Raw genomic sequence first — 14,470 nt, 5'->3', positions numbered from 1 at the left:
CGGCTACGATGAGTCGAACGACGCGATGTCGCCAACACCAAAATTGCCGATGAATTACTAGTTTAAGCATCCTGTTTATTGGGGAATGAATATGGATCTTGGAAGACGTTGCACCGCGGAATTTGTGGGGACGTTCTGGCTGGTCTTTGGAGGTTGCGGCAGCGCTGTTTTGGCGGCAGTTGTCGGCGCCAAACTGGAAGGAACCGACTTTAATATCGGCATCAGTCTGCTCGGCGTCTCGTTCGCTTTTGGGTTGACGGTGTTAACGATGGCCTATGCGATCGGTCACATCTCAGGCTGCCATCTCAATCCTGCCGTTTCGATTGGTCTGTTCGCCGGCGGGCGATTTGAAGCCAAAGATCTGCCGGCGTATATCGTCGCTCAAGTGCTGGGCGGTTTGGCCGGCTCCGCTGTGTTGTATGTCATCGCCGCCGGTAAAGCCGGCTTTACGCTGGCCGATGGGTTCGCCGCGAATGGCTACGCCGAGCATTCCCCCGGCGAGTACTCGCTCGTGGCATGTCTGGTCGCCGAAATCGTACTGACCTTCATGTTTTTGATGATCATCATGGGAGCGACCGATGGTCGCGCGCCGGCCGGCTTTGCGCCGCTCGCGATCGGCTTGGGACTGACGCTGATTCACTTGATCGGAATTCCAGTGACCAACTTGTCAGTCAATCCGGCTCGCTCGACAGGCCCCGCCGTCTTTGTCGGCGGATGGGCGCTGATGCAACTCTGGCTGTTTTGGGTGGCGCCGATTGTCGGCGCGATCGCCGCAGGGCTCGTCTACCGCAGTTGCTTTGAAGATGCGAAGGCCGAGGAGTAAATGGTTCCGCAGTAGGTAGAATCTTCCCAGCGTCAGGCAAGTCCGAATCAACCGAAAATCGTCACACTAGAGCGGTTTCCTGCTAGCTGCCCCATTTTGATTTTCCAACGCTTGAAAATGAAGACGGTGTTGCGCGGCACGTATCGACATCAGCCGCACGGCGTTAGCCGCGGTTTTTGTCTCCAATTTTCCGTCGACAAAGAGTTCCTGTCAGAAACCGCGGCTAACGCCGTGCGGCTGATTTTGGGGGAGAAGCTAGACGACAGGGGACTCTTTGTTCAGCTTGCTGAAAAGCGCTCTAGCCCGCGCTTTTTGAGGTTGCGCTATTGGGCCGAACGGATTCCGGTTGGCCCGGATAGCTCCGCTATCGGGGCCGACGAAGTCGGTAGGAGGCATTGAGCCGCGGTCGAACCCAGAGCGGTGGTTGCCGCGCTGTTTGAAATGGCGAAATGGCCCCTGAACTGCTTACAGGGAACCAAGGCCTCTTACGGCTGGTTGGCCGCGATAGCGGAGCTATCGCGGCCAACCAGGGAAATAGCGCAACTCCAAAGCTTGCGCTTCGGGCTACGAAGAAAGTAGAGAGAAGAAGGAGATCGCATTAAGCAGGATTCGTTGGCAAAGCGAAATCTCGCCGCTTCACGGCTTTGCAGCCTCGGTAAATTGCCTAACATGGCGTTTGTTGTAATAAACAGGCGAAGCCGGTAATTTACCCATAGCAGCGAGCAGTCTTGGCGATGAATGCGAAACCAGCAGACGCGACTTATTCCTTTGGCGCAATCGTCCGCGACTCTGGCGTTGATTTCACCGTTTGGGCGCCGCAGCGGACTCAGGTCGAATTGGCGCTGGTCGATGAGAATGGAAAAGCGAAACGCTTGGTCGCGCTTGAGCGTCAGGAAAGCGGGTTCTTTTTCGTGCATGTAGCCGATGCGCGGGCTGGCGATCTTTATAAGTATCGTCTGGATGGTCATGGGCAGCTCTATCCCGACCCGGCGTCTCGTTTTCAACCGTCAGGCGTGCATGGTCCTTCGCAAGTCGTTGATTCCTCCGCCTATAAATGGCAAGACGACGATTGGGCCGGTTTGCCGCTGGAGGGCCAGGTCCTGTATGAGTTGCATCTCGGGACTTTCACCGACGAGGGGAATTGGGCAGGCGCGAAGTCCAAACTTTCTTATCTGAAAGAGATCGGCGTCACCGCGGTCGAGATCATGCCGCTGGCCGATTTTCAGGGAGACTTTGGTTGGGGTTACGACGGCGTTTATTGGTATGCTCCGTCACGCATCTACGGAACGCCGGATGACTTTCGCGACTTTGTCGACGCCGCGCACCAGATAGGGATCGGCGTGATGTTGGATGTGGTTTACAACCACTTTGGTCCGACCGGCAATTATTGGAACGCCTACACCCCTTATTTTCCTTCTAAAAAACATGGGACCGACTGGGGAGACGCGATCAACTATGACGGGAAGAGCTCGAAGCCGATCCGTAATTTTGTGATTGAAAACGCGGCGTACTGGATTCGCGAGTTTCATCTTGATGGCCTGCGCCTGGACGCGACGCAAACGATTTTTGATGACTCGACGCCGCATGTGCTGACCGAGACGACCAGCGCCGCCCGCGCCGCGGCCGGCCAGCGCCCGATCATCGTCGTCGCCGAGAATGACGCGCAAGAGATTTGTCACGTGCAGTCGCCGGAGTCGGGCGGTTACGGCATGGATGGAGTCTGGAACGATGACTTCCATCATGCGTGTCGCGTCGCCGCGACCGGGCACAGCGAGTTCTACTACGCCGATTTCGCCGGCACGCCGCAGGAAATGGTCTCGGCGATGCGTTGGGGTTATCTCTACCAAGGACAGTGGAACCAACGTCAAGGACGCCAGCGGGGATCGGCGTCGCTGGGGACTCCTCGCAAGCACTTTATTCACTTCTTGCAGAATCACGATCAGGTTTCGAATTCGGCCAGCGCGATGCGGACGCATGCGCTCACTTCGCCGGGCCGGTTTCGGGCATTGACGGCGCTGATGCTGTTGGGGCCGCAGACGCCGATGCTGTTTATGGGGCAGGAGTTCGCCGCGTCGAGCCCGTTTTTCTTTTTCGCCGATCACGAAGTGGGGATCGATCAGTTGGCGCGGGAGGGCCGCTTCGAGTTTATGCGATGTTTTCCGCGAGCCGCAGGTTATTTTCAGACGTTCATGCCGAATGATCCGATCGGGCGCGAAGCGTTCGAACGCTCGAAATTGAACTGGGAGGAAGTCGAAAGCAATGCGCCCGTTGTGGCGCTGCATCGCGATTTGCTTCACCTGCGCAAGACCGATGCGACGATCTCGCAGCAAGACGACGTGATGCTCGAGGGCTCGGTGATCAGCGACGAGGCTTTCTTGTTGCGTTGGATTACGCCGAGCGGCGCTGACCGTTTGTTGTTCGTCAACCTCGGGCGCGACCTGAGTTGGCGTCCGGTCGCCGAGCCGCTGGTCGCTCCGCCGCAGAATACCAATTGGGCGCTGCTCTGGTCGAGCGAAGAGCCGCGTTACGGCGGATCTGGCACGGCGCTGCTTGATACGCAAGAGTGGCTTATTCCGGGACACACGGCGGTGTTGATGCGACCGAATTCGCGTTAGTTTTGGTTCTTTTCCGCCACATAGGCCGTCAACCACTCGATCACGCGCTCGCCGCTTTCCCACGACAGTTTGTGTCCCTCGTGATGGTTCCAAAGGCCGATACGAACCGGCGCGTCATAGAGTTGGGTGACGCGTTGCCCGACCAGCAGCGCCGGCCAACTACGCTCACCATCCGAACAACCACGACCGGTTTCACCGCCGAGGACCAGAAACGGACGGGGCGCAATGAGCGCGATCAGGTCGTCGTGATCGCGAGTGAAGTCGGCCGACTTGACGACTTTGCCCAGATACCAGGGGGCTTCCCAGTTGGTCGAATGCATCCCGATTCCTCCTTCGCTGGCGACCGCCGCGCAAATGCGATCGTCGAACGCCGTGAGGTACAGCGCTTCTTTGGCGCCCAACGAGTGGCCATAAACGCCGATCCGCCGCGGATCAACGTCGGCTTGCGCCAAGAGGACGTCGACCGCCCGCAATCCGTCGGCCAACATAACGGCCATCCCTTTGCTGTCAGGGTGAGGCGAAAGCACGGCGGCCGTGGAAGCAAGATAGGACTTTTGCTCCCACAGAAAATTTTCGGGACAAATCACGACGAACCCTTTTTCCGCCAGGCGAAGTCCGATGTGTCGATCTGGCTCTCCGTCGAGGCCGACCAATTTTTGAAACGTCTTGGCGTTGGTGCCGTGAAACGCGACGATCGCCGGCAGCTTTTGTCCGACCGGATGGTGCGGCGTTAATAGATAGGCGCGAACCGAACGGCCAGGTTCGGCCTGGTAACGAATCAACGTCCGCGTGCAGTGCTCTAAGCGGTCAGATTTCAGCGTCTCAAGGTTGAATTGCAATTGCGGAGCAGCAGAATAGGCGCCGAGAAATTTGCGCCAATCGGCGGCGAGTTGCGGACGTTTTTCTCTCCACTCCGCCAGGGAAGTGACCGGCATGCCGTCGGCGGTTTGCAACGTCTTGCTGCTTGCTGTCTCAACCGCGGGGGGCGGCGTTACGGCCTGAGCGAACCAAGCTGGATCAGCGGCGACAGATATTTGCGCCGCCGCGAAAATCAGCGCCAGCGTCCCCAAAGCTCGGGTCCAATGCGTCGGCGATTGCGGCGTTAAAGGTTTCATGGTCACCAGTTTACGTGGGAAGAGCAGGGGGGCGCCAGGGGCGAAATTCGTGCGAAAAAGAAAACTCTTTACGCCTAAGATATCTCGTGGTATCTTGAATGCAATCGATTTCCCAAAATCGCAATTCCGACCTTCGCTTCACAGAGACCTTCCCCCCCCGCTCCCACCGATTGGAACGTTAAGCATGAAGATCTTATTTAACGCCGCCGTTTGCTTCGTCCTGGGCACGTTGATCGCTGGCGGCGCCAGCGCCGCCGAGCCGTTGAAAATTGGTTTGATCGGGCTCGACAGCTCGCATGCGGTCGCGTTCTCGAAGCTGATCAACGCTGCGAACCCGCGTCCCGAGTTTGCGGATGCGACGATCGTCGCCGCGTTTCCCGGCGGAAGTCCTGATCTCCCAACCAGCGCCGATCGGATCGAAGGTTTTACCAAACAGATTTCTGCGATGGGCATCGAGATCGTGCCCTCGATTGACGTGCTGCTGAAAAAGGTGGACGCCGTCATCATGAACAGCGTCGATGGGCGCGTTCACTTGTCGCAAGCCAAGCCGGTGCTGGAAGCAGGACTGCCGCTGTTTGTTGACAAGCCGGTAACCGCTTCGCTGGCCGATGCGAAAGAATTGTTTGCGATCTCGAAGAAGACGGGAACGCCGGTCTTCTCGTGCTCGACGCTCCGTTACTGTGCCGAAGTACAGACGCTGAGCAAGGAAAATGCCGCAGGCAATATCGTCGGCTGCGTCGCCTATAGCCCTTGCAAACTCGATCCGACGCATCCCGACTTTTTCTGGTACGGCGTTCATGGGGTCGAGACGTTGTTTACCGTAATGGGGCCTGGCTGCGTCAGTGTCGAGCGTACGCAAGCAGACGGCGTTGAGGTTGCGACCGGCGTCTGGAAGGATGGCCGCGTCGGTACGTTCCGCGGCATTCGAGATGGTTCGGCTGGATATGGCGTGTTGGTGTTTGGCAAGAAGAAGATTGAGTTGGTCCCGATTCGCGCCGGGTACGACCACCTGGTGGCTGAAATCGTCCAGTTCTTCCGCACCAAGAAAGCTCCGGTTTCTCCAGAAGAAACGCTGGAAATCGTCGCTTTCATGACGGCTGCCGACGTCAGTCGCGACGCCGATGGGAAGAGCGTCACGCTCGAAAGCGTGATGCAGAGCAGCAAGTAACGTCGGGTTCAGTCATACTATTTATTGTCCCTCTTCTTCCGTTAGTCGGAACTTCCGCCGCAAGGAACATCGCATGGTATCCGTTAATCGTCGCCAATTTTTGGCCGCCGCTTCTGCGGCCGCTGTTACTTCGATGACGTCGAACGTTCGATCCGCCGAAGCCAATGACGAACTACGAGTCGTCGTGATCGGCGTCAATAGTATCGGCAATACGCATTTAAACGGCTTTCCAAAAATTCCCGGCGTCAAGGTGGTCGGCGCGTGCGATGTCGATAGCGCGGTATTAGGAAAGCGAACGGAAGAGTTTGATAAGAAGTTTGGCTATGGCCTGAAAAAGTATGACGACTTGCGCCGCGTCTATGACGATCCCGATGTTGACGCCGTCGTGCTTGGCGTGCCGAATCATTGGCACGGTCTGGGGACGGTCTGGGGCTGTCAGGCCGGCAAAGACGTCTATACCGAGAAACCTTGCTCGCACAACATTTGGGAAGCGGGCCAAATGGAGAAGGCGGCTGAGAAATATGATCGGATCGTGCAGGTCGGTATTCAGCGGCGCAGCTTCAAGCACTTGCAAGACTTCTTCCAAGAGGTGCATCAAGGGGCGCTGGGCAAGTTGAAAAGCGTGAAGGGGCTCTACCTTTCTCGTCGCGAGTCGATTGGTCGACCGTCCACCGCTCCTCAACCGCCGTCGACGGTCAATCACGATTTGTGGTGCGGCCCTGGTTCAACTAAGCTGCAGCGCGCCAAGTATCACTATGATTGGCACTGGTTTTGGGATTACGGCAACGCCGAACTGGGGAACAACGGGCCCCATATCCTGGATCTCTGCCGCTGGGCCGTTGGCGCCGAAGAATTTCCGACCAGCGTTTCGAGCGTCGGCGGACGGTACGCGTGGGATGACAATGGCCAAACGCCGAACACGCACTTGCTGCGGTACGAGTACGCCAGAGCCCCGATTACCTTCGAGATTCGCGATCTGCCGACCGCGACCGGCAAGCGAGACACCTGCAAGTATATGGGGCTCGGCTATGGGATCGTCATCGAAGGCGAAGATGCGACTTATCTCGGTTTTGACACCGGCAAAGTAGTCGATCCTGATGGTAAAACGATTCGCGAAATCACAGGCGACACCGGAAGTGACGGCGGGCGTCAGCTGCATCGTGAAAACTTCGTGAAAGCGGTTCGCTCCCGGAAAACAAGCGATTTAAATTGCCCAGTCCGAGCGGGACACCTTTCGACGGCGCTTTGCCATTTAGGGAATATCTCGCATTTGACCGGCGAGTCGCTTCCGCTCGCTTCGCTGCAAGAACGAGTGCAGGATCAACCGTTGATGGCCGACGCCGCGACGCGGATGACCGAGCACTTGGCCGCCAACGGCATCGATCTTGACTCGGCGGCGGTGCAAATGGGGCGGACATTGGCGATTGATCCGAAAACGGAGAAGTTTCCTAACGAAGAGGCCGCCAACCGATTGCTACGTCGCGAATATCGGGCGCCCTACATCGTTCCAGAGCAAGTTTAAGCCTCTCAATCCCCGGGCACGGCTCGGCAAACTTCCTCGCCGGGCTTGCTGTGGGGGCTATAAATTCCGTATTCTGGAGGGCTTGCGAAATCACTCGCGGCCCGTAATCGCTCGACGATGTCGTCAACGTGCGCTGGCCAGCATTGGCAAGTTGAAGTGCATGGCCGAAGAAGAACGAAAAGTTCGACTCGTAGATATCGCCAACCAAGCAGGCGTTTCCCGCGCAGCGGTCGGACATATTCTAAATAACTCAGGCGTCGATAGCGTTCGCGTGTCGGAAGCGACTCGACAAAAAGTGTTGAAGATCGCCGAGGATCTTGACTATCGGCCGAATCGCGCCGCACAGCGCCTGCGTGGAATGCCGACAAAAATCATCGGCGTAGTGCTGGATACTGTCAACTTGGCTGTCTTTTCGGCGCGTCTGTCGGCGATCGAGGCCGAAGCCCATACTCGCGGCTATCGTTTGATGATCGGCCAGGCGCATCATGATCCGGCCGAAATCAAAACCTATCTCGATGATTTCGCCGATCACGGCATGGACGCGATCTTGTGCATGTTTGACGTGATGCAAGACATCCGGCCGAAGCTGAAAAAAGTTTTCCGCGAGCGCAATCACATTATCCTACACTCGTCGCCGATTCTGAAAACGCAGCCCTGCGTGCGGGTCGAAACTTCGTCGGCCATTGAGCAGTTGGTCGATCATCTGGCCGATCGTGGCCGGAAACGGGTCGCGATTCAATTGTGGTCGCCTTCGGATCAGCTAATGGCCATTCGCTGTGAAGCCTGGAAGGCGAACGTCAAGCGCCGCAAGCTGGCGACCGGCGAGTCTCTGATTTGGACCAATCCCGAAGCGACGCAAAAACCGTCTCGCGATGCGATTGACGATTGCATTCAAAAGTTGGTCGTCAAAAACAAAGCCGATGCGATCATCGCGTCGAATGACGAATGGGCGGTGCGGATCATGCAAGGATTACACCGCCATGGGTACTCGGTGCCAGAAGACTTGGCCATTACCGGATATGACAACCTGGATATCGCCGACGTGATCGAACCCGGTCTGACCACGATCGATCAGTGTCACGCCGCCTACGCCAAGGCGGCGCTCGACCTGGTCGAAGAGTCGCTGCAGGGAGAAATCCCCGCGTCCAAGCGAGTCCGCGTGATTCGACCCGAGTTGATCGTGCGCGAGTCGACCTAACGACTGGATCAGTCACGTCCCCACTCTCATCTCCCTTACTCGTCGAAAGCCAATAAGGGATAGACCAATCACATTCCAGCCAAGCGATGAAAGCCCTCCCGAGAGAAAGCATTCCAGGTTACAAAAAGTGTTACCCATGCGTCCGAACGGGTGTTGCCTAGGGGTGCGGTCTATACATCTGCATGCACCTGAACCGGCCGAGGGAGATGGAGCAGACGCTCGCATCCTGAGGGATTATTTCAGAAAATCGAGCAGAGGAACAAACGCCAATCTTTCGCCGCTTCGTTCGGCTGGTCCGATGCGATTTAGGGCAGACGTTAATTTGGCGTCGAAGTTTTAGTTGCTCTGCTCAATGTCTCCCGGTTTCCAACTGCCGTCGATCGCAGCTTTCTGGGGCACGTAGAGTCGCAATATGACAAAATATCCGCGTCCCGGGACCGTAGCCAACCAATTGCGATCAGCTCCTTTCGGGGACTTGGGCCCTAGGTGCAGGATGGTTCCGCCGTCGTCTTGTTGCGCCGGGTTGTTGAGCTTGCCGAGCGAAGGGAACGGTTGACCGTTGGCGAGGCCGGAAGCGTTTTCGGCTTCGTAAAGCGTCACCGACCAGAAGAGATCCGCCGGGATATTGGGAGGAAGGTGGAGCTTGTAGCTCTTTTCTCCGTTGAGCCATTCACCTTCCGCGTCCTTAAAAGCGATCATATAGAACGCTCCCTTGCCGGGCGTCATAGAGACCATGCCGGGGCTGATCGAATAATAGTCGGTGAAGAACCAGGCTCGCGCGTCAAGGTTGCGATAGCCATGCTTGCTATCAGTCCAACTCAGGTCGACGAAAGCGTTGGGCCAGCGAGAGGACAGATTATTGACGGGGTTGAGCCATTGTCGATCTTCGTAGACGCGAAAGTCGGCGTCTCCCAGCATTGCTTCCATGCCGAGGACGCGCGTGGTCTCGTAACCGGTCTTGGCGGCGTTTCCGAGAATCTCTTTCGTAGCGGCGTCTGGATTGAAAGGTTCTCCTTTGACAATGCCCATTCCGGCCAGCATTCCTAGCCAATCGGGGCTCGCGAGATTGGCTCCCTCCGAGTCGACAAGCCATTTCAGTTGCTCGAAGGCGGTGAAATCGGTCCGCGGCAACATCTCATGTCCCGTTTCCGAGGCGTCTTTAAACACCATTAGCTTCGCCTCCTTCTTCTTCCCCAATGGATAGAGCACCGATTGTTGAAGCACATCGACGGCGGGACGAATGTCGTCAAGAGACTGGTAGAACGAACGCAAGAAGATGAAAACGTTGTTCGTGCCAGAACGATAGACGTAGTACCCCTCAGGCACATCACCTTCGTAGCCGGGGGGGAGGATTAAGAATTTCCCGCCCTTACCTTCATCAGGTCCCGGCAAACCAAGATCGCCAAAGTATTTTCCACCATCCACGGGGATCGGCCGCTGCCAAAAGTCGAGGAGAATCCCTTGTAGTTTGGGGGGCGCTTCAAATACCAGCGGTCCTGTTTCACCGACATTGACAAAAACCATGCCGTAGATGAGATCGGAGTTAGGCGTGGTGATGCGCGTCCGAGCGTCAAGGCGTTTCGTCCAGATCGCCATGACGTTGTACCCGGTTCCAAACGATTCTTTGAAGCCGTCTCGCATGCCCATCGTATTGAGCAGCGGCATCGCCCAGATGTACGTCTGCGTAGCGCGTTGAAAGAGGAGTTCCTGCTTCAGTCTCTCCGCCGTACTCGCGGTGGGGCGGTTTTTCTCGAAGGGAAGATTCGCCAACTCGTCAAATCGAGATTGCGCGTTTACAGGAAAGGTCAAAGCAGCGCTCAGACCCATTGCGAATAGGATGGCGATTGATTGGTTGATCATCACTGCAGGTCCTCGGGGCGAAAGATGGAGAGCGTTGGCCGGTTTCACTGCTTCATTCACATCGAGTCGGTAAATTACTCCACCACTTCAAAGTCCTGCAGTTTGAACGACTTGTCAAAGAAAGGTTCTGTGGGAGCATACAGGCGAAAGTAGACAAACCAGCCGTCGTCACCGACCGTCTTCATGTGGTTGCTTTCCCAGCCTTGAGGCGCCTGCGGGCCAATGTAGAGATCAACGCTGCCGTCATCATTCTTTTTCAGACCTTCTGATCGGCTGCCGAGGGTGTCGTCTCGTAATTCGGTTCCACCGTTGTCATAGGGGCGACGCGTATTCTCGCTATAGAGCGTGACCGACCAGAACTGAGCGACGGGCACTTCTGCCGGGACGTGCAACCGATAGGTCTTATCGGCTCGCAAGAAGTTGCCGTCACGGTCACGCTTGGTGGTCATGTAAACTTGACCTTTGCCGGGCGTAGGGGCGACCATTCCTTTGGTGGCTGCGACTGCTTCATAAAACCAGGTCGCTCGCTCGTCGATCTGTTGAATATTTTCGGTCTCTTGTTCAACTTGGAAGTCGAAGCTCTTGTACCAGTGGGCCCCGTCCCAGTAAGGCTTGGAATAGCGAGGATTCACTTGAATGTTGCGCGTCATCAATTCGCCCATCGCTACTCCCTTTTTCAGGATCTGTTTTTGTCGTTCGTTGGGCGCGAACGGTTTTCCTTTTTCGATCCCGAGCGGCTGGAGCATGGCCATCCAAGGCTTATTGATTTCGCGCACCGGTTCTTCATTGATGACGTTGGATAGTTTTTCCCAATACGCTAAACCCCGTGGCGCGGTGGCGCTCCACTCTACATTCTTGTCTTCGATATAGCGGCAAGGCTTGAGTTGGACGCCAACTCGGCCCATTTGGTATTGGGACTTGTAGGTTTGGTAGTACTTGGGATCGGGATCGAGAATGCGTATGCCGACCAGCACGTTGTTGGTCGCACTTTGAAAGACGTGAACCCCTTCTTGCTGGAACTTGCTCGGATCTTCTTCTGGTCCCACGATAACGTACATCGCGCCCTGGCCCTGGTCGGGGCCCGTCAAGCCGAGATCGCAAACGGGACGCATCCAGAAATCGAGCACGCCTCCGGCGGTTTGCCCCGCAGGGTAATCAATTTGGATCGGCCCTTTTTTCAAGTTCGAGAAGTTAAAAATGTAAGGGGTCGTCAGATTGCCGGTGACGATCCCGCGCTTCTCGATGAGTGACCGCAGGACGACAAAGTCCGTTTCATTCTCGACATCGTAAGCTTTGCCTTGGTTGTCGCGCCAAGTTGTGATGCTGACCAGCGGAGTCGACCAGAGATAAGCTTGGCAGGCACGTTGGTAGTCAAGTTCATCAAACAGTCGCTGCGACGCATCGTCGTTGAAATAACTGTTGATCAGTTCGATCTTTCCGATCGGAGTCTTGATCACTTCGTCGCCATGGAGTTTGGCGTTGGTCAGGTCGGCGGCATGGTCTTGGCTGAAGGCGCAGGGGATGTAACTCAGCATGGCGACGACCGCAAAAAAACTGCATTTCCAAAGCAATTTGGGGTGAAGCATGATTGGTGTTCCTGTTGCACAGCGATAAGGAGCGTCGGGAAACATTCCACTCAGACAGTCGTACGTCGATCTTCAGCGTTGCGAGGACACTTTATGGTAACGCGCTGATAGTTGGCGTACCATCAAGAATGTACGCTCTTTTTGACCATGTTGTCGCATGAGTTGCGAACATGCACGGTGTTTGATGCTCGAACGCTTTCTCCGTTAGCTGGGTAGGTGCGTCTGGAGCCCCAGAACCCGCTGATAGCCTCGGCTCTCTCTTACGTAGAAACGCAATAGCGCCAAACATCCGATCCCGGCTTGCTGCAACGCGGTTGAGAGAGAACTGCTCCGTCGACTCTTCACTTCGTTCCCAACCAAGACGACAAGAAAGTAGATGCCGAGGGGGATGGAGCAGACGCTCGCAGCATGTAGGAGATTGTCTCAGAAAGTCGAGTAGAAATCTTTCAACTCCTTGGCCGCGTACCGTCGGGGCCATTGTTCAGGAGCCAAATGCTTCAGCTGGCGCATGCTGAGTGTGACCTTCGAAAAGGGGATGGGAGCGAATGGCGCTTTCCCCTTTTCTGGTGTTCTTGCGTCTTCGTTTGCGCATCGCGCTTCGAAGGGAACAAGCGGATTACGGAGCGGTCGCCGGATGGACTCCGTTTTTGGCGCCGTTGCTTTTGGCTGCTAAGCGTGCTGGCGCTGGAATAGCGGCGCCGATTAGGCGACGCGGATTCATGCGGGTCAAACGGTCAATTTCGACCGAGGTCAGGCCGACCTCGCGTTGTAGGTTTTCGGCCATGCGTTGCATGGTTGTCGCCGAGCCGATTAAGTGGCTGTCATCTTCAGCGCGAGGAACTCCATCTTCGCCGACCAGCACTTCTTGATCTCCCAGCGGATAGAGTCCCGGGCCGCAACCGGCGGCGGAGATCGCATCAGAGACGATGAACGCCCGATCGATTCCGGCGATTTGCAAGTAGTTTTTCAACGCGAAAAATGGGACATGCGCCCCATCGGCGATCAGGCCAAAGTTCAAGCGATCGGCGCGGCTGAGAGCGCGTTGAATGATGTTGTCATGTCGATCCATCAAGCGAGGGCAACCGTTTCCCAGATGCGTAAAGACCGAAAGGCCAGCGTCAATACAGGCGTCCAACTGGTCGATCGATGCGTTGGTGTGACCTGCCGCAACGATCATTCCTTGCTTGACCAAGCGCCGCGTCACGTCTTGATCGGGGTCTTGTTCTGGCGCTAGCGTAACGATCCGCGTCAGTCCGTCCGCCGCGTCCAGCAGCAGCGCCATTTCTTCCCACGACGCTTCTTTGGCATGTTCCACCGGATGAGCGCCGACATAGCCGACCTGGGTGCTGATGAACGGACCTTCGATATGAAAACCGGCGATCATTTTGCTGATCAACGGATCGGTGGACCGCAACTGAACGAACCGCGATAAGCGAGCCGCCATGCGAGCAATATCGTCCGTAATAACCGTGACGAGCACTCCATCGACTTCGTCACGCTCCAACGCCAAACAGGCGTTGCGCAGGTCTTCCGCCGAGATGTCGTCTTGGTTGAAGTCGACGCCGTAGTAACCGTTGATTTGCAGATCGAAGAACTTGGAGTCAGGCATGCGGTGTTCCAGGCGTTCTAGAGAGTCGAAGAGGCGGTCAATTCCGAAGCGGAGGCCTTGTCAAGAAACAAGGAGATCTCCGCATGCGTTTGCAATATCGAGGCCGGAACTTCAGGAGTAACGGGACCTTCGACCGTATTGCGTACCGCGATCGCTTTGCGCTCGTCCGGCACGCTGCAAATGATCGTTTTGGTGCGCAAAATCTGCTGGCAAGACATGCTGATCGCTTGTGTGGGAACATCGTCGAGCGTCGCGAACCAGCCTTCGCCAGCCTGCTGATTTCGGCAGGCTTCGTCTAACTCGACCACCAGGTACGGCGTGTTGGTCTCAAAATCGGCCGGCGGATCGTTGAAGGCGAGATGGCCATTTTCGCCGATGCCGACAAAAGCGACATCGATCGGATGTTGGGCGATGAGCTGCCCCAGGCGATCGCAAACAGCGTGCGGATCGGGATCCGAGCCGTCAACGTAGTGAAACTCTTTGAGCGCGACCTGATCGACAAACCGTTCGCGTAGGTAGCGACGGAAGGAGGCCGGGTGCTGATCGCTCAGACCGAGATATTCGTCAAGATGAAAGCCGGTTACGCAGCTCCAGTCGATATCGGGCTCTGCAACGAGCGCGGCCAAAGTCTCGAATTGGGAGGCGCCTGTGGCGACGATGATATTGGCGCAACCCTTTTCCGCAATGGCGTTTCGGATCACGCTGGCCCCCTGGCGAGCCGCGGCGACGCCGAGGTGCGATGCGTCGTCAAAGATGTGGATGTTCATGCAGGTCGGTAGGCTTTTCGAGTGGGAACAGGCAATGATTTTGGGTTGGAATTAGGCGCGGCGATGATGTCACGCGATATCATTTTGTCATAAATGGCGTCGAAGTCAACCGATTTCTTCAGGGCGTCCAGAATAGAATTCGCGGTAATGCCCAAAGAGATGCAAGGTCGGTGGAGGGCTGGGCAATTTGAGACGTGCAAAGCGCTC

At 56.4% G+C, this 14,470-nt stretch carries 10 protein-coding genes; 5 read left to right on the top strand and 5 right to left on the bottom strand.

Annotated elements, in window-relative coordinates:
* The first annotated feature begins 91 nt into the window (after positions 1 to 91).
* Both aqpZ and treZ read left to right on the top strand, forming a co-directional pair.
* On the top strand, positions 92 to 823 hold the full coding sequence (gene aqpZ, locus M4951_RS15030) for an aquaporin Z (RefSeq protein WP_262022470.1): 732 nt from the start codon (positions 92 to 94) through the stop codon (positions 821 to 823).
* Between the two features lie 734 nt (positions 824 to 1,557).
* Positions 1,558 to 3,438, top strand: coding sequence for a malto-oligosyltrehalose trehalohydrolase (gene treZ / locus M4951_RS15025; RefSeq protein ID WP_262022469.1), 1,881 nt, complete (start codon positions 1,558 to 1,560; stop codon positions 3,436 to 3,438).
* Here the strand turns inward: treZ and M4951_RS15020 are convergent.
* Complete coding sequence (locus tag M4951_RS15020; RefSeq protein ID WP_262022468.1) at positions 3,435 to 4,553, bottom strand: alpha/beta hydrolase family protein; 1,119 nt, start codon at positions 4,551 to 4,553, stop codon at positions 3,435 to 3,437. The genes treZ and M4951_RS15020 overlap by 4 nt on opposite strands.
* Before the next feature lie 184 nt (positions 4,554 to 4,737).
* Between M4951_RS15020 and M4951_RS15015 the strand changes: the two genes are divergently transcribed.
* The 3 genes from M4951_RS15015 to M4951_RS15005 all read left to right on the top strand — a co-directional run bounded on the left by M4951_RS15015 (position 4,738) and on the right by M4951_RS15005 (position 8,441).
* Entirely contained in the window at positions 4,738 to 5,721 is a 984-nt protein-coding gene (locus M4951_RS15015; RefSeq protein ID WP_262022467.1) for a Gfo/Idh/MocA family protein, read from the top strand.
* A gap of 73 nt (positions 5,722 to 5,794) precedes the next feature.
* Positions 5,795 to 7,243, top strand: a complete 1,449-nt coding sequence (locus tag M4951_RS15010; RefSeq protein WP_262022466.1) for a Gfo/Idh/MocA family protein — start codon at positions 5,795 to 5,797, stop codon at positions 7,241 to 7,243.
* An 82-nt stretch (positions 7,244 to 7,325) separates the two neighbouring features.
* Positions 7,326 to 8,441, top strand: a complete 1,116-nt coding sequence (locus tag M4951_RS15005; protein ID WP_262022465.1) for a LacI family DNA-binding transcriptional regulator — start codon at positions 7,326 to 7,328, stop codon at positions 8,439 to 8,441.
* Positions 8,442 to 8,777: 336 nt separating this feature from the next.
* Here M4951_RS15005 and M4951_RS15000 read toward each other — a convergent pair whose 3' ends face one another.
* The 4 genes from M4951_RS15000 to M4951_RS14985 all read right to left on the bottom strand — a co-directional run bounded on the left by M4951_RS15000 (position 8,778) and on the right by M4951_RS14985 (position 14,263).
* Positions 8,778 to 10,301, bottom strand: coding sequence for a DUF1254 domain-containing protein (locus M4951_RS15000; protein WP_262022464.1), 1,524 nt, complete (start codon positions 10,299 to 10,301; stop codon positions 8,778 to 8,780).
* A 74-nt stretch (positions 10,302 to 10,375) separates the two neighbouring features.
* Positions 10,376 to 11,887 carry a DUF1254 domain-containing protein gene (locus M4951_RS14995; RefSeq protein WP_262022463.1) on the bottom strand — a complete coding sequence of 504 codons (1,512 nt, stop codon included), beginning with the start codon at positions 11,885 to 11,887 and terminating at the stop codon, positions 10,376 to 10,378.
* 616 nt (positions 11,888 to 12,503) lie between these two features.
* Positions 12,504 to 13,496, bottom strand: a complete 993-nt coding sequence (locus M4951_RS14990; RefSeq protein ID WP_262022462.1) for an N-acetylglucosamine-6-phosphate deacetylase — start codon at positions 13,494 to 13,496, stop codon at positions 12,504 to 12,506.
* A 17-nt stretch (positions 13,497 to 13,513) separates the two neighbouring features.
* Positions 13,514 to 14,263 carry a glucosamine-6-phosphate deaminase gene (locus M4951_RS14985; RefSeq protein WP_262022461.1) on the bottom strand — a complete coding sequence of 250 codons (750 nt, stop codon included), beginning with the start codon at positions 14,261 to 14,263 and terminating at the stop codon, positions 13,514 to 13,516.
* Between the last annotated feature and the right edge of the window lie 207 nt (positions 14,264 to 14,470).

It is taken from the genome of Blastopirellula sp. J2-11, assembly GCF_024584705.1.
In the GTDB taxonomy this organism is placed as follows: domain Bacteria; phylum Planctomycetota; class Planctomycetia; order Pirellulales; family Pirellulaceae; genus Blastopirellula.
The sequence above is the reverse complement of the archived record's forward strand: the minus strand, read 5'-3'. Positions and strand labels throughout refer to the sequence as shown.

Excerpts from the sequence above, each read along its gene's own strand:
- aqpZ (WP_262022470.1), top strand. The coding sequence starts at position 92 with ATGGATCTTGGAAGACGTTGCACCGCGGAATTTGTGGGGACGTTCTGG.
- treZ (WP_262022469.1), top strand. The coding sequence starts at position 1,558 with ATGAATGCGAAACCAGCAGACGCGACTTATTCCTTTGGCGCAATCGTC.
- M4951_RS15020 (WP_262022468.1), bottom strand. The coding sequence starts at position 4,553 with ATGAAACCTTTAACGCCGCAATCGCCGACGCATTGGACCCGAGCTTTG.
- M4951_RS15015 (WP_262022467.1), top strand. The coding sequence starts at position 4,738 with ATGAAGATCTTATTTAACGCCGCCGTTTGCTTCGTCCTGGGCACGTTG.
- M4951_RS15010 (WP_262022466.1), top strand. The coding sequence starts at position 5,795 with ATGGTATCCGTTAATCGTCGCCAATTTTTGGCCGCCGCTTCTGCGGCC.
- M4951_RS15000 (WP_262022464.1), bottom strand. The coding sequence starts at position 10,301 with ATGATCAACCAATCAATCGCCATCCTATTCGCAATGGGTCTGAGCGCT.
- M4951_RS14995 (WP_262022463.1), bottom strand. The coding sequence starts at position 11,887 with ATGCTTCACCCCAAATTGCTTTGGAAATGCAGTTTTTTTGCGGTCGTC.
- M4951_RS14990 (WP_262022462.1), bottom strand. The coding sequence starts at position 13,496 with ATGCCTGACTCCAAGTTCTTCGATCTGCAAATCAACGGTTACTACGGC.
- M4951_RS14985 (WP_262022461.1), bottom strand. The coding sequence starts at position 14,263 with ATGAACATCCACATCTTTGACGACGCATCGCACCTCGGCGTCGCCGCG.